We start from the raw sequence: 17,420 nt of genomic DNA, 5'->3' as shown, positions 1-17,420 counted from the left end.
GGAAGAAAGAATAAGGCCACGTCCAGATGCGTTCAATTCGCGAACAGCGCCCGGATGCGAGCCACGGTAGCCGCCATGTCGTCCGGCACGGCGGCCGGGGTCGGGTTATCGACCAGACCGGCCTCCCTCAGCGTCGCATGAAAGGCGCCGAAATCGCGGCGAGGCTTCACCCAGCCCCAATACACCAGCCGTTGATGCCAGCGTGCGAGCGTGCCGGATCCACGCCTGACTTGTTTTTTCGCAGGCCATTCGAACAAACGCACGGGCCGACCGGTGGCCGCGGCCTCGGCCGGCAGCGAGGCGCTGTCGCCGGTGACGATGAAGCGATCCGCCAGCGCGAGGAACGCGCCGTATGGATTATCGGCATCGCGCGATTGCCAGCGATAGATTTCGGCCGGCACGTCAATCGCCGCCACCAGGGCCTCGGCCGCCGCGGCCGGGGTTCGCCGGCTGGTCGTGACCAGCAGACTGCCCCCCGCCTCGCGCGCCGCGGCATCGGCTTGCCGGCCAAGGCGCGCCGCGGTGGCGGCATCCAGCCTGTAGCTTGAGCTGTTGCCGCCGACCAGCACCGCGATCCAAGGGCGCGGCAACGCGGCCAGCCGGCCCTGCCAGCGATCGGCAGCCTCGGCCTGACGCTCGGGTGCCACCACGTTGAGCGGCAGCGTGTTGCGCTGCACGTTGGGCGCATCCGGCACACGGAACTGGGCCAGCGTGACCACCAGGTCGAAATGATGCAATGGCATCTGCGTATGCAGCAGATGCACGAGTTTCGTCCGCCCGCCCGATTGTTTCTTGATCCAGCGCGCGATCGGCGCCGAGCGGCGCGAAGCCGCGATGACCAGATCCGGCCATGGTGCGGCCAGCGTATCGGCGGCCCGATCAAGCGTACAGGCCCGGGCGCCGATGATCGGGTTGGGCAAATGATTGAGCCGGTTCCACGACAACTGGCGTGTCTCGTAGGGCCAGCCGAGCGCCTCGGCCAGCGCGATCATCTGGGCGTTCCCGCCGGCGCCCTCGCCGAGCAGCACCCAGACCCGTGGCAGCTCGGTGGCGTGCCCGCTAGCTGGCATGGACGGCCGCAATCGGCTCGGCCTCGACATCGACCGCTTGGCCGGCAGCATCCGGAAGTCGCAACATGGCGCGAATACGCTGGGCGAGCCATTGGGTCTCGTGCCAGGCCGACGGACGCCAGCACTCCAGCGCTTGATCAAGCATGCGCGCCACGCCATGGGCCACCAACGATTCGTGCAAGGCCGCCATATCACGCCGCGGCAGAAACACGCGCCGATCGACAAGACGCGCGCAGGCGTACTGCAACCCTTCCTGGGGCCGGCGCGAACCGCGCGCATTGAACCGATCGCGCTCGGCCTGGCGCACAACCCAGTCCGCCACACGCCGCCGTAGATTCGGCCGGGCATCGGGCAGTGGTGCGATATAGACCGGTTTGCCGGTGGCCACGGCCTCGGCAATCATCGATTCCGACTCGCCGGTCACAACCAGGATATCGGCCGCGGCCAGATACCCGATATAGGGATTCTCATCCTCGCCCGCGGGCTGCCAGGGCAGAAACTGCGCCGTCTCGTCCAGCCGGGCGCGTATCGCCTCGGCCGCTTCGCCCCGGGTGCGACGACTGGTCAGCACCGCCAACGCCCCGCCGGCCGCGGCCGTCTGCGACTGAATCCGTGCGGCGAGTGCGCCCGCCGTGGTGGCATCCAGCGCATGCTGCGCGTTATCGCCGCCGACCAGCCAGACCACCCGGGGCGTACGATCGGCGGGAAACAGGTCGGGCCAGCGCTCGCGCGCCGGCGCGAGTTGGTTCGCGGCCACCTTGTTCGGCGGCAGGATCGTTTCAATTTGACGCGGACTGGGCGGCACGCGGAAATGACGGCAGACCACCGCGATATCCTGGGTTTCGCCGACACGGCCGCCGCGGCGGCCCATGAGAACCAGCCGCGAGGCAGCCCGACTGCGCTTGCGCACGGCGCGGGCTGCCACCGCCGGCAACCAACCCGATGCCACGATCACGTCCGGCCACGGGGCCTTCAGGTCGCCCGGCCACCCCGGGCCACCCAGACCAACCGCGTCGCGCGCCATCGCCAGGCCGTGACGCAGCGGCGTCCGCACGATTTCCTTGCGCTCGACGCGCCAGCCCAGCGCTTCGGCCAGGCCCAGTGTCTGACTGCGATGCCCTGTCTTGTAGTGCAGCAGCGCCCATACCCGTGGCGTGGTCGACAGCAGCGCCCCGCCGGACCAGCGCCACACCTTCGGCGCACGCGCGAGGCGCGGCTTGCGTACGACCAGGCGCCAATGCCGGGTCGGGGCACGCCGGCCGGCCGCCTCGAGCTGCTGATACCACCAGAGCGGATCAGCCGGGGTGGCGCGCTGCGCGCTATCATCCAGGGCCACGGCAACAATCACCGCACGACGCGCCTGCGCGAACAACGAATCCAGCACCCACGCCACGTCCGGATCCGGGAGCTGCGCAAGCCCATCGGCGGCCACGACATCGACCGGCTCACGCGCCGCGCCGTCGGCCAGGCTTTCCGGCCGCGCCATGCGGGCAGGTATATCGCCAAGTGTGGTCAGGGTTTCGGGGCGATCGTATCCGTAGTACGCCATCGAGCCCGCCTCGGCATCCTCGATCAGGCGTTTGAAATCGGCCAGGCGCGCCGCGGAGGGACTCTCGAAGCGCCGCTGCGACGCCCGCGCGGCGAAATCCGGCGTGGGATGACGCGGGCCGAACACCTGGAAACCGGCGGCATCGGCTTCACGCTCGATGCTCGACCAGATCTCGCCGGCCGGGTTCGCGCGATAGACGAAGTCCTGCGGCGTCGGGCGCCAGGGCTGGCTATGGATGGTGGTGTAGTGCACCAGCCCGGACTCACCGGGCACGTACTCGGCGTCGCGCGCATTCCAGCTGTTATCCAGATCGCCCCACAAGCCGGCCTCGCGCATGCGTTTTTCCAGCTCGCGATTGCCGATCTTGCGGGCGGTGCTGCCATTCCACAGATCGATCATCTTCGCGCAGTCGATCAACATGACCGACGTATCGCGGTCGTTGATCGACAGCACGCCCGCCTGCTCCATGTCCAGATCGAACAAGTCGGCCGGGTCACGCAGATAGATCTGATCGGCGTCGTTATAGATCGCGCGCCCACGACCGCCGGCCAGCTCCGGGATCATGAAGCGATAGTTGGTGAAGCCCGTCAGCCAGAGCCGTCGCTCGAACCCGGCGAAATCCTTCATCAGATGGATTTCGTAGGTCCGCGACGGATCACGGACCCGCTCGACCGACCACACGAAGGCGCGCTCGGCACGAAACTGGACGGCCTCGGTGCCAAGAAAAATGCGCACGGCCGGTTTATCGCTGGGTGTGACGCCCGGCTTGGGCGGCAGCTTCAGACATAAAGGGCGGGTCTGAACGGATTCTGCGTGCCGCAGATCTCCCGCCAGGAACGTTTCAACCACCCGTTTGGTTCGAATCGCCACGCGCTCTACCTCTGCAATACCCGATTGTCGTATCTGTCACGGCCCGGCCGATCCGGCCGTGGCCTAAGCGTGCTGCTGCTCGACCGTCTCCGGCCAGCGCCGCCTGAGACAGAGCCACTGGTCCGGCTGCCGCGCGATCTTGCTTTCGAACAGCGCGTTGATCTGGCGACTCATGTCCAGCGCCTTGTCGTCGCGGCTGGCCTCGGGCTGGCTCGGCATGATCGGGGGGTGAATGTTCACACGAAACCGCCCGCCAGGCAGGCGTTCGGCCAGTATCGGCACCAAATCGCAATCAAAGCGCAACGCCAGTCGTGCCGGCGCGGTGTTGGTCATCGCCGGTTGCCCGAAGAACGACACCTCTTCACCGCTGTCCAGGCGGGTGTCGACGGTCATGCCGATCGACTCCCCCCGCGACAACGAGCGCATGAACATGCGCATCCCGCCATCACGCGAGACCAGCGGATTGGCAAAGGCCGCGCGCAGGCGATTCAGTGTGCGATCGACATAGGGGTTCTGTTCCGGGGCATAGATCACCGGGAGCGGGACGTCGTAATAACGCCCGATCAGCGGCGTCAGCTGCCACGGGCCGAAATGCGCCGTCACGAACACGCTCGGCCGGTCGCGGCGCGGCACGTGGGCGCCGGGCAGCACATTGAACTCGATCCGCTCATCGCGATCGCGCCACAACCGGTCGAGATTGGCCAGCTCGGCCATGGCCACGCCGACATTGGCAAACGACGCACGGGTGACCCGATCCAGCTCTTCGCCGCCGGCCTCCGGGAACACCACGCGCAGGTTGCGGCGCACCTTTTCGACCCGCGGCGACAGACGCCCGAAGCCTTCCCCGAGCACTGCGCCGAACGCAAACGCCGCTTTCAACGGCAGTACGCGCAACAGGCCGATGAGGCTTTTCAGCAACGCCGCCTCGCTCCACCACATCAAGCGCCGTCGCCATGTGCCGACTTCGTGACTACGCCGGCCCGAAAAATAGAATCGCGCCATGAATCATCCCCTCATCGATCGATTGCCTTTAGCGTCCGGATCGACGTGTGCTCCCCATCGATCTAGCCTGTGGCCGCCCGGTAGCGCGCTTCCCATGCCCGCTGGTTGGCCATGGCATCACGAAAATACGCGGTGCGCTTGAGCGCCGCGATCATGGCCCGCGACACGGCCCGGCCCGGCAGCCCCATGGGCCGCTCGATATCGAACAACAGGACAGCGCGCTCGCCGTCCGTCTTGTTCCAGACTTCATGCCGATAGGTGTCATCGAAAAAGAACATACCGCCTTCCTTCCAGTGGCAGTCTACGTCCTCAACCTGAATCAGACATGGCTCGGGCGAATCGGGCACCCGCAGCCCGATATGGCAGCGGACCAGCCCCTTGGTCACGCCACGATGACGCGGAATATGCTTGCCGGGCCCGAGGATCGAGAAGAAGGCATTCGACAGACCGGGAATCTGATCGAGTGCGGCCGATGTGGCGGGACACAGCTTGCGGCCGAACTCCATGCGCTCACCGAACCCATGCAGCCAGAATGTCTTCCACTGATCGTCGGTGGAGATGCGCGACTGATCCGGGCTGATTTCCTGGAAGCTGGGCAGCGCGTTGCGCCGCTCCAGCAGTTGATCCAGTTCGTCACGCATGGCCGTCCACTGCAGGCGTACGCCCTCGGCCCAGGGGAACAAGGCGTTGTCGAGCACCGGCTCGTCCGGGATTTTGGACTGGGCGGAAAGAAAATCCATCAGCGTGCCGCGGAACAGCTTCTTGCCGAAACGCTTGACGGCCTTGCGTCGAAATCCGGCGATACCGGACGAATCAGCACTCATAGGTTGCCTCGCTGTTGTAGTCGAAATGCGTGTTCAAGAATCGGCGCTCCGACCTCGCCCGGCCAGCACTCGACTGTAGACGGAAAAAGGTAGCAATCGCAGTATATTGGCCGCAAATACCAGGCCAGTCGGGCCGCGCCAGTAGCGCCGACGGGCGACGATGGCCGTTGCCATCCGGGCGCTGGCGATGGACAACGGCATGCGCATTCGACGCTTTTTCGAATCTGGCTTGGCCACGAACCCCGGTTCTAACAGTGTTACGTCGATGCCGCTATGACGCAGATCAATGGCGAGGCTTTCCATGAAGTTCGCCACGCCCGCCTTGGCCGCCGAGTACGCGGCCGCGGTCGGCAATCCGCGCATCGCCGCCAGGCTGCCCATGGCCACCAGATGCCCGCGCCCGGCGGTGAGCATATCGTCGAGCACCACGCCGACCGCGTTGGCCGTGCCCATCAAATTGAGCCGGACCGTATCTTCCACGGCCTGCGCGTCGTAGTGCCTCACCTGGGTCGAGGACCCGCCGCCGGCATTGGCAACCAGACGCGTGATCGGGCCGAACTCGGCCCGTACCCGATCCGCCGCCGCGGCCAGTGCCGCCCGGTCGGTCACGTCGGCGGTCACCGCCAGTGCACGCCCGCCCTCGGCGGCGATGCGTCCGACCAGTTCATCCAGTTCGGCCCGGCGACGCGCGAGAACGGCGACCGTATCGCCACGCCTCGCCAACTCCAGGGCCAGGGCGTAGCCAATCCCCTGCGAGGCGCCCGTTATCAGCGTCACCTCCGGACTCGCCGGACGTGGCCGGCTCATGGGCTACGGCGCCCGCTATCGGCGTGGAAAAACGGCGGGAAGGGGCGGCCCACGGACGCTTACACCGCCTTGGCCAGCGGCGCGCCGATATCCTTGAACGCCGCCACGATATGATCGATCTGCCCACGGCTGTGTGCCGCACTGAGGCTCGCCCGAATCAGGCATTTTCCGGCCGGGGTGGCCGGCGGCAGCATCAGGTTCACGTAAACGCCGCGATCCAGCAGACCCTGCCAGAAGCCGAGCGCGGTCGCGCGCGACTCGAATACCGCCGCCACCACCGGGCCCGGCGGTGCCGCGAGCGTGAAGCCGGCGCGTGACAAACCGCGATGCAGGCGATTGGCGTTGTCCCAGATGCGGTCGCGCAGATTGTTGTCGTCGCGCAGGCGCGTGAGCGCCGCGCGCACCGAGGCGATTACCGACGGCACCGGGGACGCCGTAAAGATATACGGGCGGCTGGCATAACGAATCATGTCGAGTTCCGGGTGCGGGCTCACACAGAACCCGCCGGCCGCGCCCAGGCTCTTGCTGAAGGTGCCGACCACGAAATCCACTTGATCCATCACACCGGCGGCCTCCACCACGCCGCGCCCGCGCTTGCCCACGATGCCCATGGAATGGGCCTCGTCGACCAGGATGGCCGCGCCATGCCTTTTGACCACCGCGACGATTTCGGCCAGCGGGGCCATGTCGCCGAGCATGCTGTAAATACCCTCGACCACCACCAGCGTATGCGCCGCCGCATCGCCGAGCCGCCCCAGCCGTTTGTCGAGATCGGCCGGGTCGTTGTGCTTGAACAACAGCGTTCGGGCGCCGCCGAGCTTGAGTCCGTCGTAGATGCTGGCGTGGCAATCGGCATCGAGCATCACGGTATCGCGCGGGCCAGCCAGGGCCGCCAGCATGCCGAGATTGGCCTGATAACCGGTGGAGAACACGACCGCGTGGCCCATGCCGTAGAACGCGGCGAGCTCCGCTTCAAGCGCAACATGGCCGTCATAGGAACCATTGGCCATGCGCGAGCCGGTGGTGCCGGTACCCTGGGACCGCACGGCAGCGACCGCCGCCTCGACGCAGTTGTCGTCGAAGGTCAGGCCGAGATAATTGTTGGTGCCGGCGAGAATCATGCGACGCCCGCGGATCACGCCCTCGCTGGCCGAAATGACGCGCTCGATCGGCACACCCAGGGGATCGATGCCCGAGGCCTCGATGTCGCGACGCACGCGGGCGATCGGCTCGAACTTGTCGAACAGACTCAGGCCGCCAGACTGTCGTTCATCGCTTTCACCAGGTCGTCCATCGTCTCGACGTCCGGCAGGAAGTTCATCGGAATCGAGGCGTCCAGCCGATCCTCGAGCTCCATCAGGACTTCCATCACCTGGACCGAGTCCAGCCCCAGGTCGTCCACCAGCCGGGTCTGGGGCTCGATCGTCGTACCCGCAGGCACGAAAGGCACGAGCAATTCGTTCAGATGGGCGTAGATTTCGTCGTAGCGGTTGCTCATCGTTTGATCCGTTGTCGGGCGAAGCGCCGGCCCAGTCGCAGGTTGCGGCCAGGCCCGCCGGCAGATCCAGTTGCGGTTGCCAGTCGATGACGCCGGCCAGCGAGGCATTGTCGGCCACCCAGTCGGCATGACGCAGCTCGCGCAGCTTGCCCGGCGTGAACATGGGCGCCTGCCCCGCAAGGCGCGCCCAACCACTGTTGAGCGCCGCCGTCGCCCGCAGCGCGCTCAGCGGCAATACCATGCGGCGGATCGGCGCGCCGCGCAGCCGCCCCGCGATGGCCACGATCTCGTCCCAGCTGTAGCCGCCGGCGTGGCCGTCGTGAATCTCGAAAATCCCGCTCGCGCGCGCGCCGCCATCGACCCAGGCCACGATCGCGGCGGCGAGATCATGCACGTGGATCAGCGAAACCCGGGCGTGCGGATTACCGGGAATCGGCGCGAAGCCCCGCCCCATGGCCTCGAACAACGGGGCCAGCTCACGATCGCCCGGCCCATAGACCGCCGGCGGGCGCAGCACGAAGGCCGGCGCCGGCGCATCGGATTCGGCCAGCAGGCACTCCATGGTGCGCTTGCTCAGCGCGTAGTGCGACAGCGCGGGCTCGCGCGCGGCAAGGGACGACAAGGCGAGCACAGGGCAGCCGGCCCGGTGCGCGGCCGCAAACAGGCGGGCACTACCGGTCACATTGACCTCGGCGAAATCCCGATGCGACACGCCGCGAACCTGGCCGGCGCAATGCACCAGCGCATCGACGCGGTATACCAACTCGGCCAACCGCCCCGGACTGCACAGATCGCCGCGCACCGGGATCGCGCCCATGGCACGGACCGCGCCGGCGGCCTCCGGCGAGCGCGCCAGCGCCTGGACCCGATGCCCGGCGGCGCGTAACGCGCCGACCGTGGCGCGACCGATAAAGCCGGTGGCCCCGGTGACTGCTACAACCGCCACGGGGGTCTAGCCGGCCTGTCGATCGCTTTCGACCACCGCCGCCTCGGCGGGCGAAACCGCCTGTCGACGCCGGAGTCGCTCAGCCAGCCGCTCGATGTAGTCACGACGCGCGCCGGCACGCGAAAGCTTGCCCGACGACGTTCGCGGCAGGGTATGCGGCTCGACCGCCTCGACCAGGCACTCGACGCCGCACTCGCGACGCATCAGTCCTTCCAGCCGTTTGATCAAGGCCTCACGGTCCGCCGGATCGCGCACCCGGCACTGGATGACCAGCACCGCGCCATCGCTGCCGGACTCGGACGGCGCCGCGAAGGCCAGTGCATCGCCCGGGCGCAGCTCGGGCTGGGATTCGGCCAGCCACTCGAGATCCTGCGGCCAGATGTTGCGGCCATTGACGATGATCAGATCCTTGGCACGACCGGTAATCACGATGCGGCGGCCGATGCGATAACCCAGGTCGCCGGTATTGAGCCAGCCGTCGTCCGAGAGCACGCGCGCGCTTTCCTCGGGCTGCTCGAAGTAGCCGGACATGACGCTCGGGCCGCGCACATGCACGGTGCCGACCTGGCGCTCACCGAGCGCCTCACCGGCGTCGCCACGAATCTCGAAGTCGTATTCAGGCAGGATTTCGCCGCATTCGACAAAACGCGCCGCCCGCTGATCGCTTGCCGACGAGGCCGGCACGGCGACTCCGGACTCAGCCAACGCCTCGGCGTCGACATGATCAACCGCCAATCCCCGGTCCAGCGGCGCAAAACTGATCGCCAGCGAGCACTCGGCCATGCCATAGCACGCCACGAACGCGCGACGATCGAACTTGGCGGGTGCCAGCGTATCGGCGAAGCGATCCAGCGAGTCCGGCCGGATCGTTTCCGCGCCGGCACCGGCAATCCGCCAGCTCGACAAGTCGAAATCGTCGGCATTGTGCCGGATGCGACGCGAGCACAGCTCATAGCCGAACGACGGGCTGAACGAAATCGTGCCGCGATTGCGGCTGATCAGCGACAACCACTGACGCGGACGCATCGCGAAGTCGCGCGTCGCCAGATAATCGACCGAGCGCTGCGAGGTCAGCGCGGCCAGCATGAAACCGACCAGCCCCATGTCGTGGTACAACGGCAGCCACGACACCAGCCGATCGTCGGCGCGCATCTGCACGCCCAGCTCCAGGATACTGGACAGATTCTGCATGACCTGGGCCTGGGAGATCACCACCCCGCGCGGAAACTGCGTGCTGCCCGAGGTGTATTGCAGGTAGGCCGTCCGCGTGGCGTCCGGTGCCGGCCATTCAGCCTGGGCCGGCGACAGCGTATCCAGGGAGTCGTAACTGCCGAGATACGACAACGTCATACCATCGGCAGCGGACTCGAGAAAACTCATGAACGCCTCGGGCGCCAGGGCCACGTCGGCATGACACCCCAGAAGCAGAGAACGCAGCTGGCGGATGTAGGCATCTCGACTGCCCAGGCCCACGATCACCGGCAGCGGCACGGGCACATAGCCGGCGTACTGGCAAGCGAAGAAACACACCATGAAACCGGGCACCGTATCCGCAACGAGCGCGACACGCGCGCCCTCGCCCAGATTGAGCGACATCAGTCGCTGCGCCGTGTCGCGCGCACGGCGGCGCAGATCGGCATAGCTGAGCACGTCGGACAATTCACCGCGACCGGTGTAGAAATTGAAACCCGTCTCGCCTTCGCCCGCATAGTCGAGCGCGTCTCCAAGCGAGGCGAAATCGCCCCGACGCATCGATAGCCACTGTTCCGTGGGCGTTGGCTTGATCATCGATTTACCTGTTTTCTGAACGAACGTGGGGCAACCCCAAACGTAAGTGGCGTTGTCATATCGCAAGCGTGGGACGGGACGGCCCACGTCGGCATCATGGCCGCCACCGACTGCCCGCCGACAAAATTCGACTGGCCGCCAGACTGGCTGACAGACACTCCAACCGACGCATTTATTGTCGAGAACCGCACCGGCACGCAGCCTGAACGGCCCGGCCCCCGATCGACCATTGTTGCACGTGCCATCAATCCTCAAATTTTACTGCAAATCGGCGGCTTTTGCACTAGGCACGTAGCGCCGACGAGCTTGTGAGCGGGTGGATGCGAGGGCACCGCGGGCTGCCGGGTCACCGACAACGGGGTTTACGCCGCTCGACTGCGCGCGGATGCTGCCAGAGCTGACATGAATTTTTCGTTAATATAGAAGTGCCGCGGCATTAATGCGGCACGGCCGGCGCGCCGCGACCGGGCGTGCATTGGTCGCCGGACATAATCCTGACGTATATTGCCCGCGCGAGACCGACCGGGACCCACTCATGGCAGTTAGCGAACAACCCTCCGCCGTCACCATCACGCCGATCGCGTCGACCCGCGATCTCAAGCGCTTCATACGCCTGCCGCACGCCATCTATGCCGATCGCAGGGAATGGCGCGCGCCACTGCATATCGAACGGCGCATGCATCTGTCGGCGAAGCACAACCCTGCGTTCGAGCACCTGGACTGGCAGGCCTGGCTGGCGTGGATCGACGGGCGGCCGGTCGGCCGCATCACCGCCCAGATCGATCCGTTGCGCGAACGCGAACACGGCGACCGGGTCGGCTACTTCGGCATGCTGGAGGCGATCGACGACCCCCGGGTGTTCGCCGGTCTGCTCGCGACCGCCGAAGCATGGCTGGCCGAGCGTGGCATGGAAGCCGTACACGGCCCTTTCAATCTGACCATCAACGATGAATGCGGCCTGCTCGTGGACGGCTTCGACACGCCCCCCATGATGATGATGGGACACGGTCGCGACTACTACGCGCCCCACGTGGAAGCCGAGGGGTACAGCAAGGCCGTGGACACGCTCGCCTACTGGGTCGACCTGGCCTTCGAGCACCCGAAGGCGATGCAGCGGCTGCTCGCGCGCTACCAGTCCCGCATGCGCATCCGGCCGATCGACCGCTCGCGCTATACCGAAGAGCTCGACACCCTGCGCGATATCTTCAACGACGCCTGGGCCAACAACTGGGGGTTCGTGCCGTTCACGGCGGCCGAATTCCGCGACATGGGCAATACGCTCAAACTGCTGATCGCCGACGACCTGGTGCAGATCGCCGAGGTGAACGGAACGCCGGCCGCCTTCATCGTCGGCCTGCCCAACCTCAACGAGGCCTCGCGCGATCTCGACGGGCGCCTGTCCCCGGTCGCGGTGGCGAAACTGCTGTGGCGGCTCAAGGTGCGGTTCCCGCAGACCTCCCGGGTGCCATTGATGGGCGTGCGCCAGGCCTACCAGGACGGCCCGCTCGGTGCCGCCCTGGCCTTCGGCGTGATCGCCGCCATGCAGGCCAGTCTGCGCAAGCACGGCGCCACCGGTTGTGAGCTGTCGTGGATTCTCGAGGACAACAAGGGCATGCGCGATATCATCGAGCGCCTGGGCGCCAGCGCCTACAAGACCTATCGGATCTACCGGAAGGCACTGTGACCGGGCCGGACGCGGATGCCCGCGGCTGGGTGGCCATCGTCCTCGCTGGCGACCGCGGCGCCGACGATCCCGTGGCCCGCGCCACCGGGGCCGGGTGCAAGGCAATGGCCGACGTGGCCGGCCGGCCATTGCTGGGCCGCGTACTCGATACGCTGGCGCGCTGCGACGACATCAGCGAATGCCGCGTGGTCGGCCCGGATACCGCCATCGTCGATGCCAATCCCGCATTGCGCGCGCTGATCGCCGCGGCCGATGCGCGCTGGATCGCGCCCGGGCCCTCCCCCGTGGCCAGCGCCATGGCCGCGCTCGACACCATTGCCGCCGGACGCCCGGTGCTCATCACCACGGCCGACCACGCGTTACTCACTCCCGGCATGGTCGCCGCCATGTGTCGACCGGATCGCGATCTCGATCTCGGCGTCGGCCTGGTGGACTACGCGCGCGTGCGGGCGGCCTATCCCGCCAGCCGGCGCACCGCGACCCGGCTGGGCCCGGATGCCTACTGCGGCTGCAACCTGTTCGCCGTATACCGCCCGGCCGGGCGCCGCCTGGTCGAACGCTGGCGCCGGGTCGAGAGCGAACGCAAGCATCCCGCGCGTATCGTCGCCGGCATGCTCGGCTGGGTCGCGCTGGCGCGCTATGCCGCGCGCGCACTGTCACTCGAGGCCGCCTTCAACAGGCTGTCGAAACGCCACGGCCTGAAGGCCGGGCCGGTACTGCTGGACGAGCCCAATGCCGCCGTCGACGTTGATTCAGTCGCCGACCTGCGCCAGGTCGAGGCGATTCTGCGCGCCGGCAACTGAGTCTTCGGCCGCGCCCGCGGCCAGCGCCCGCCGGCAACTAAGATAGACTAAGCGTTTTTACTGAACGTCGATCCGCCGATGGCCGAAACCGAAGGTCTGTCCGCGTCGTATCCGCAGCATGCGCCGCGGCGACTGGGCATCATCTACAACTCGCAGAGCGGTCGCCACCGGCGGCGCTGGGGGCGACATCCGGTGCCGACCGATGTCCCCGCCATCGAGGCCAAGCAACCCGACGAGATCGCGCGCGCGGTTACCGAGCTGGCCGCGCTCGGCGTCGATACACTGGCCGTGGCCGGCGGCGACGGCACCGTGCAGTGCGTGCTCAGCCATGTGTTGCTCGACGATCTTTTCGATACGCTGCCGGTACTCGCCCTCGTACCCACGGGCAGCACCAACATGACCGCCCGCGACGTGGGTTTCGTCGATGTGCGGCGCCGCGGCTGGCAGCCCCTGCTCGACTGGGCGGCCTCGGGCGGCCGGCAAAGCCGGGCCACGATCGCCGATCGCGCCGTGCTGCGCATCCAGGCCTCGGACAGCCAGCCCCCCGTATGCGGGATGTTTTTCGGTGTTGGCGCGGTGCACCACGCCGTTCAGTACACCCAGCAGAACCTGCATAGCAAAGGCCTTCGGGGCGAGGCCGGCCCGGGCCTGGCGTTCCTGCGTTTCCTCAAATCGGTGGCTCTGCAGGACCGCCGGCATTTCGCCCCGACCCGGATTCGCCTGGTCGACGACGCAGGCCGCACGGTGGACGATCCCACCTTGCTGATGGTGGCCTCGACCCTTGATCGGCTGGTCTTGAGTTTCCACCCGTTCTGGGGCCGCGAACAGGCCCCGATCGCCTGGACCACGATCAGCCAGAATGCCTCGCGTTTCCTGCTGCGCCTGCCTTTTGTCGCGCGTGGCTGGTCGCGCGGCTTCAAGGCTGCGGAAGGCGCCGGCTACGTCAGCCACAACAGCCACGAGCTCCGACTGGCGTTCGACGACGGATTCATCGTCGATGGCGAATTTTACCGCAGTCGCCCCGACGACGGCCCGGTCCGCTTGTCCGTGGCCGGCCATGTCCCCTTTCTGAGTCTTTGACCGCGCCATGGATCAACCGCTCGCCGATGCCGCCGCCCTCCAGGCCATAGCCGGCCCCTGCGAAAGCGGGCAGGCCGACGCGCTCCGGCCGCTGATCGAGGCAGTGCGACGGCGCCATCGACAAGCCGTGCGCGCGATCGTGTATTACGGCTCCTGCCTGCGCGGCGGCGACCCGACCGCGGGGCTGGTCGATTTCTATGTGGTGGTCGATCGCTACCGCGCGGCACACGCCAGTCGTGCTGCTGCCGCGGCCAACCGAATGCTGCCGCCGAATGTCTATTACCTGGAGTGCGGGACCGCAGCCGCGACGCTGCGCTGCAAGTACGCGGTGGTCACCCTCGACGATTTGCGCGACGGCGTCGCCCGCGGCTGGTTGTCGAGTCTGTGGGGCCGGTTCGCGCAACCCGTGGCCATCGTGTACGCCGCCAATGACGCCATCCGCCAGGCGGTGCGCGCCTGTTGCGGCCAGGCCGTGATCACCCTGCTCGACCAGAGCCTGCCGGCACTGACACCCCCCATGCTGCCCGCCCAAGCGTTTGGCGCCGCACTCGCGCTCAGTTACGGCGGCGAGTTGCGCACCGAGGGGGGCGAGCGCGGCTTGCGCATCGCCGAACACGATCGTCCCGAATACGCCCGCCGCCTGCTCATGGCACGCGACCATCTGGGGTTCGAGACCGAACAATGCGCGGACGGTCGTATTGCCTGGCGGCCAAGCGCCGCCCAGCGCCAGCACGCCCTTCGCGCCTGGCGGCTGCGGGCGCCGGCGGGACGCGCGGTTTCGGTCCTGCGGCTGGCCAAGGCCTGCTTCACCTTCGACAACGCAATCGACTACGCCGCCTGGAAACTGGAGCGACACACCGGGGTCGCGATCGAGGTCAGCCCGCGGCTGCGGCGCCACCCGCTCATCTATGCCTGGCCGATACTCTGGCGGCTGTATCGCGACGGCGTTTTGCGCTAACGCCGACTGGGCCGCTGCGCATCACGGCCTGTCGCCGTTTTCTCGCGTAAAGCGAGCACAACGCCCTCGCCGCCGCGCCCGGGCAGCCGGGCCTAGAGTCTCCCGCAAGCGCAACGATCGCGCCGCACCGACCAACCCGGCGCCGTGGCCAAAAAAAAGCCGGCGCAAGGCCGGCTCGATGGGTACAGCAAGTCAGACGCCGGGCGGCCGCTACGCCGCGGCGGCCGCGGTCGCCGGCCGCGCATTGATATAGGAGATCGGCAAGGCCGCGCTGTCCTCGAAGGTGATCACCTCCCAGGCATGTTCCTGCTCAAGCAGCGCACGAACCAGCTTGTTGTTCAGACCATGGCCTGACTTGTAGCCGGAGTAGCTGCCGATTAAACCACGGCCCAACAGATACAGATCACCGATGGCATCCAGGATCTTGTGCCGCACGAATTCATTGTCGTAGCGCAGGCCGTCCGCATTGAGCACGCGATAGTCGTCGAGCACGACGGCATTATCCATCGACCCGCCGCGCGCCAGATTGTTCGAGCGCAGATATTCAATATCGCGCATGAAACCGAAGGTACGCGCACGACTGACCTCGCGAACGAAGGACGTGGTCGAGAAGTCGACGGTCGCGGACTGCGTCTCCTCGGCGAAGGCCGGATGATCGAAGTCGATGGCGAAGCTCACCTTGAAGCCATCGAAGGGGTCGAACCGCGCCCACTTGTCGCCGTCGGTCACTTCCACTGGCCGTTTGACGCGGATGAAACGCTTCGCTGCGTCGAGCTCCTGAATACCAGCCGACTGGATCAAAAACACAAAAGGGCCAGCGCTGCCATCCATAATGGGCAGTTCGTCGGCCGACAATTCGACAATTGCATTATCGATACCGAGGCCCGCCATGGCCGATAATAGATGCTCGACCGTCTTGATGCGCACACCGTCGCCATTGACGAGCGTTGTCGCCAGGGTGGTATCACCCACGGCAAAAGCGCTGGCCGTCACGTCCACGGCGGGATCGAGATCGCTGCGCCGGAAGACGATGCCCTGATTCGCCTCGGCGGGGCGCAACGTCATATAGACCTTGCGGCCCGTATGCAGCCCAACGCCGGTGGCGCGGATCGGGTTCCTGAGCGTGCGCTGTCGAAGCATGAGCGTCTTCCCTGGCATTCGTCGGGCCGCGCCGGGGCGACCGTAACCTTTCCGTCACAATGAGTTGTTATCTTGCGCCGGAGTGTATGATCGGTGTATTAACTCCGACTTAATTCCGCCGTTTCAACGCAAGACCGCGCGCAAAGCCGGCCAATATAACACCCGGCGACGCACCGCCACCGACCGATCCTGTAGATCGGCGGCGGCGTCGCGGCAACGCAATGTCGGTCGTGCGGCGCCCGTCCGTCAGTCGGCCTGGTTGCGCAAGAACGCCGGCACGTCAAAGTAATCCATATCGACCGCCGTGCTTTCGCGGTTGCCCTGGCGCGGCGACTGCCGGATCACGGTCGGACGATCCAGGTCCTCGTAACGCATCTGCCCCGCCGCATCGCGTTTGATCGCCTGGGGCGCTTCGCGCTGTTCGAGCTGCTGCTGGCCCAGACCGGTGGCGACCACGGTGACCGTAATTTCGTCGCCGGCTTCCGGGTCCTCGGCCATGCCGATGATGACTTCGGCGTTGTCACCACCCATCTCGGCCACGACCTCGTTGACGATCTGAAACTCGTGAATACCGAGATTCTCGTCGCCGGTGACGTTGACCAGCAGCCCCTGGGCGCCATGCAGCGACAGATCATCCAGCAGCGGGCTGGCGAGCGCGGCCTCGGCGGCTTCACGGGCCCGATCCTCGCCCTTGGCCGAAGCCCGGCCCATCATCGCCATGCCCTGCACGCTCATGACCTTGCGCACGTCGGCGAAGTCGACGTTGAGCATGCCCGGGCGCGTGATCAGGTCGGAGATGCCCTGCACTGCGTTGTGCAACACGTTGTTGGCGGCCTGGAAGGCGTTCTTCAGCGTGATCGACTTGCCGAGCGCGGTCAGTAGCTTTTCGTTCGGAATCACGATCAGCGAATCCACGAAGCCGCCGAGTTCGTCGATACCGCGTTGCGCCACTTCCATGCGCTTGCCGCGTTCGAACGGAAATGGCTTGGTCACCACGGCCAGGGTGAGAATCCCCATCTCGCGGGCGATCTCGGCCACGACCGGGGCGGCGCCCGTGCCGGTGCCGCCGCCCATGCCGGCGGTGATGAACAACATGTCGGCGCCCTCGATGGATTCGCGAATGCGATCGCGATCCTCTTCGGCGGCTTGACGGCCGACGGCCGGATCCGCGCCCGCGCCCAGCCCGCGGGTGATGTTCATGCCCAGCTGGACGAGCACATCGGCGTCACAGCGTTCCAGATGCTGTGCATCGGTGTTGGCACAGATGAAATCGACACCCTTGATGCCGCCGGCGACCATCTGGTTGACGGTGTTGCCACCACCGCCACCGACGCCGATAACCTTGATGACTGCTTGTGTATTGGCCTGATCCGCGAACTCAAATACTTCTGGCATGTTGCA

At 66.7% G+C, this 17,420-nt stretch carries 14 protein-coding genes and 2 pseudogenes; 5 read left to right on the top strand and 11 right to left on the bottom strand.

Going from position 1 to position 17,420, the window contains the following annotated elements; translation table 11 throughout:
- Positions 1-32: 32 nt before the first annotated feature.
- From ACS8Y6_RS03435 to ACS8Y6_RS03395, 9 genes and pseudogenes are all read right to left on the bottom strand, one after another.
- Positions 33-1,070, bottom strand: coding sequence for a mitochondrial fission ELM1 family protein (locus ACS8Y6_RS03435; RefSeq protein ID WP_440851279.1), 1,038 nt, complete (start codon positions 1,068-1,070; stop codon positions 33-35).
- Positions 1,060-3,354, bottom strand: coding sequence for an ELM1/GtrOC1 family putative glycosyltransferase (locus ACS8Y6_RS03430; protein ID WP_440854968.1), 2,295 nt, complete (start codon positions 3,352-3,354; stop codon positions 1,060-1,062). The genes ACS8Y6_RS03435 and ACS8Y6_RS03430 overlap by 11 nt, the downstream gene beginning before the upstream one ends.
- Before the next feature lie 198 nt (positions 3,355-3,552).
- Positions 3,553-4,491, bottom strand: a complete 939-nt coding sequence (locus ACS8Y6_RS03425) for a lysophospholipid acyltransferase family protein (RefSeq protein WP_440851281.1) — start codon at positions 4,489-4,491, stop codon at positions 3,553-3,555.
- 62 nt (positions 4,492-4,553) lie between these two features.
- Positions 4,554-5,315, bottom strand: coding sequence for an aspartyl/asparaginyl beta-hydroxylase domain-containing protein (locus ACS8Y6_RS03420; protein ID WP_440851282.1), 762 nt, complete (start codon positions 5,313-5,315; stop codon positions 4,554-4,556).
- Between the two features lie 33 nt (positions 5,316-5,348).
- Positions 5,349-6,122 carry an SDR family NAD(P)-dependent oxidoreductase gene (locus ACS8Y6_RS03415; RefSeq protein ID WP_440854967.1) on the bottom strand — a complete coding sequence of 258 codons (774 nt, stop codon included), beginning with the start codon at positions 6,120-6,122 and terminating at the stop codon, positions 5,349-5,351.
- A 59-nt stretch (positions 6,123-6,181) separates the two neighbouring features.
- Positions 6,182-7,360: pseudogene (spt, locus tag ACS8Y6_RS03410) on the bottom strand (serine palmitoyltransferase); the annotation flags it as partial.
- Between the two features lie 11 nt (positions 7,361-7,371).
- Positions 7,372-7,491: a hypothetical protein gene (locus ACS8Y6_RS03405; RefSeq protein WP_304572175.1), complete on the bottom strand. Its 120-nt coding sequence runs from the start codon at positions 7,489-7,491 to the stop codon at positions 7,372-7,374.
- 355 nt (positions 7,492-7,846) lie between these two features.
- A pseudogene (locus ACS8Y6_RS03400) lies at positions 7,847-8,566 on the bottom strand (NAD-dependent epimerase/dehydratase family protein); the annotation flags it as partial.
- A gap of 6 nt (positions 8,567-8,572) precedes the next feature.
- Positions 8,573-10,354: a fatty acyl-AMP ligase gene (locus tag ACS8Y6_RS03395; RefSeq protein ID WP_440851284.1), complete on the bottom strand. Its 1,782-nt coding sequence runs from the start codon at positions 10,352-10,354 to the stop codon at positions 8,573-8,575.
- 96 nt (positions 10,355-10,450) lie between these two features.
- On the opposite strand from ACS8Y6_RS03395, the gene ACS8Y6_RS03390 reads away from it, so the two are divergent.
- The 5 genes from ACS8Y6_RS03390 to ACS8Y6_RS03370 all read left to right on the top strand — a co-directional run bounded on the left by ACS8Y6_RS03390 (position 10,451) and on the right by ACS8Y6_RS03370 (position 14,879).
- Positions 10,451-10,666, top strand: a complete 216-nt coding sequence (locus ACS8Y6_RS03390; RefSeq protein WP_440851285.1) for a hypothetical protein — start codon at positions 10,451-10,453, stop codon at positions 10,664-10,666.
- Between the two features lie 223 nt (positions 10,667-10,889).
- Positions 10,890-12,038: an N-acetyltransferase gene (locus tag ACS8Y6_RS03385; protein ID WP_440851286.1), complete on the top strand. Its 1,149-nt coding sequence runs from the start codon at positions 10,890-10,892 to the stop codon at positions 12,036-12,038.
- Positions 12,035-12,841: a nucleotidyltransferase family protein gene (locus tag ACS8Y6_RS03380; protein WP_440851287.1), complete on the top strand. Its 807-nt coding sequence runs from the start codon at positions 12,035-12,037 to the stop codon at positions 12,839-12,841. The genes ACS8Y6_RS03385 and ACS8Y6_RS03380 overlap by 4 nt, the downstream gene beginning before the upstream one ends.
- 78 nt (positions 12,842-12,919) lie before the next feature.
- Positions 12,920-13,921, top strand: coding sequence for a diacylglycerol kinase family protein (locus tag ACS8Y6_RS03375; protein WP_440851288.1), 1,002 nt, complete (start codon positions 12,920-12,922; stop codon positions 13,919-13,921).
- 7 nt (positions 13,922-13,928) lie between these two features.
- A complete protein-coding gene (locus ACS8Y6_RS03370) occupies positions 13,929-14,879 on the top strand; it encodes a hypothetical protein (RefSeq protein ID WP_440851289.1) in 951 nt (316 codons plus the stop codon).
- A 210-nt stretch (positions 14,880-15,089) separates the two neighbouring features.
- Here the strand turns inward: ACS8Y6_RS03370 and lpxC are convergent, their stop codons facing one another.
- Positions 15,090-16,019: a UDP-3-O-acyl-N-acetylglucosamine deacetylase gene (gene lpxC, locus ACS8Y6_RS03365; RefSeq protein ID WP_440851290.1), complete on the bottom strand. Its 930-nt coding sequence runs from the start codon at positions 16,017-16,019 to the stop codon at positions 15,090-15,092.
- Positions 16,020-16,265: 246 nt separating this feature from the next.
- Positions 16,266-17,414 (bottom strand): cell division protein FtsZ, encoded by a 1,149-nt coding sequence (ftsZ, locus tag ACS8Y6_RS03360; RefSeq protein ID WP_440851291.1) that lies wholly within the window; start codon positions 17,412-17,414, stop codon positions 16,266-16,268.
- Positions 17,415-17,420 lie beyond the last annotated feature (6 nt).

The sequence above is a fragment of the Salinisphaera sp. RV14 genome (assembly GCF_052044135.1).
Taxonomy (GTDB): domain Bacteria; phylum Pseudomonadota; class Gammaproteobacteria; order Nevskiales; family Salinisphaeraceae; genus Salinisphaera.
This window is presented reverse-complemented; position numbering and strand designations above follow the sequence as displayed.

What these genes read in the sequence shown, in the direction of transcription:
- ACS8Y6_RS03395 (WP_440851284.1), bottom strand. Translation starts at nt 10,354, where the DNA reads ATGATCAAGCCAACGCCCACGGAACAGTGGCTATCGATGCGTCGGGGC.
- ACS8Y6_RS03390 (WP_440851285.1), top strand. Translation starts at nt 10,451, where the DNA reads ATGGCCGCCACCGACTGCCCGCCGACAAAATTCGACTGGCCGCCAGAC.
- ACS8Y6_RS03405 (WP_304572175.1), bottom strand. Translation starts at nt 7,491, where the DNA reads ATGGAAGTCCTGATGGAGCTCGAGGATCGGCTGGACGCCTCGATTCCG.
- ACS8Y6_RS03425 (WP_440851281.1), bottom strand. Translation starts at nt 4,491, where the DNA reads ATGGCGCGATTCTATTTTTCGGGCCGGCGTAGTCACGAAGTCGGCACA.
- lpxC (WP_440851290.1), bottom strand. Translation starts at nt 16,019, where the DNA reads ATGCTTCGACAGCGCACGCTCAGGAACCCGATCCGCGCCACCGGCGTT.
- ftsZ (WP_440851291.1), bottom strand. Translation starts at nt 17,414, where the DNA reads ATGCCAGAAGTATTTGAGTTCGCGGATCAGGCCAATACACAAGCAGTC.
- ACS8Y6_RS03385 (WP_440851286.1), top strand. Translation starts at nt 10,890, where the DNA reads ATGGCAGTTAGCGAACAACCCTCCGCCGTCACCATCACGCCGATCGCG.
- ACS8Y6_RS03415 (WP_440854967.1), bottom strand. Translation starts at nt 6,122, where the DNA reads ATGAGCCGGCCACGTCCGGCGAGTCCGGAGGTGACGCTGATAACGGGC.
- ACS8Y6_RS03370 (WP_440851289.1), top strand. Translation starts at nt 13,929, where the DNA reads ATGGATCAACCGCTCGCCGATGCCGCCGCCCTCCAGGCCATAGCCGGC.
- ACS8Y6_RS03375 (WP_440851288.1), top strand. Translation starts at nt 12,920, where the DNA reads ATGGCCGAAACCGAAGGTCTGTCCGCGTCGTATCCGCAGCATGCGCCG.
- ACS8Y6_RS03420 (WP_440851282.1), bottom strand. Translation starts at nt 5,315, where the DNA reads ATGAGTGCTGATTCGTCCGGTATCGCCGGATTTCGACGCAAGGCCGTC.
- ACS8Y6_RS03435 (WP_440851279.1), bottom strand. Translation starts at nt 1,070, where the DNA reads ATGCCAGCTAGCGGGCACGCCACCGAGCTGCCACGGGTCTGGGTGCTG.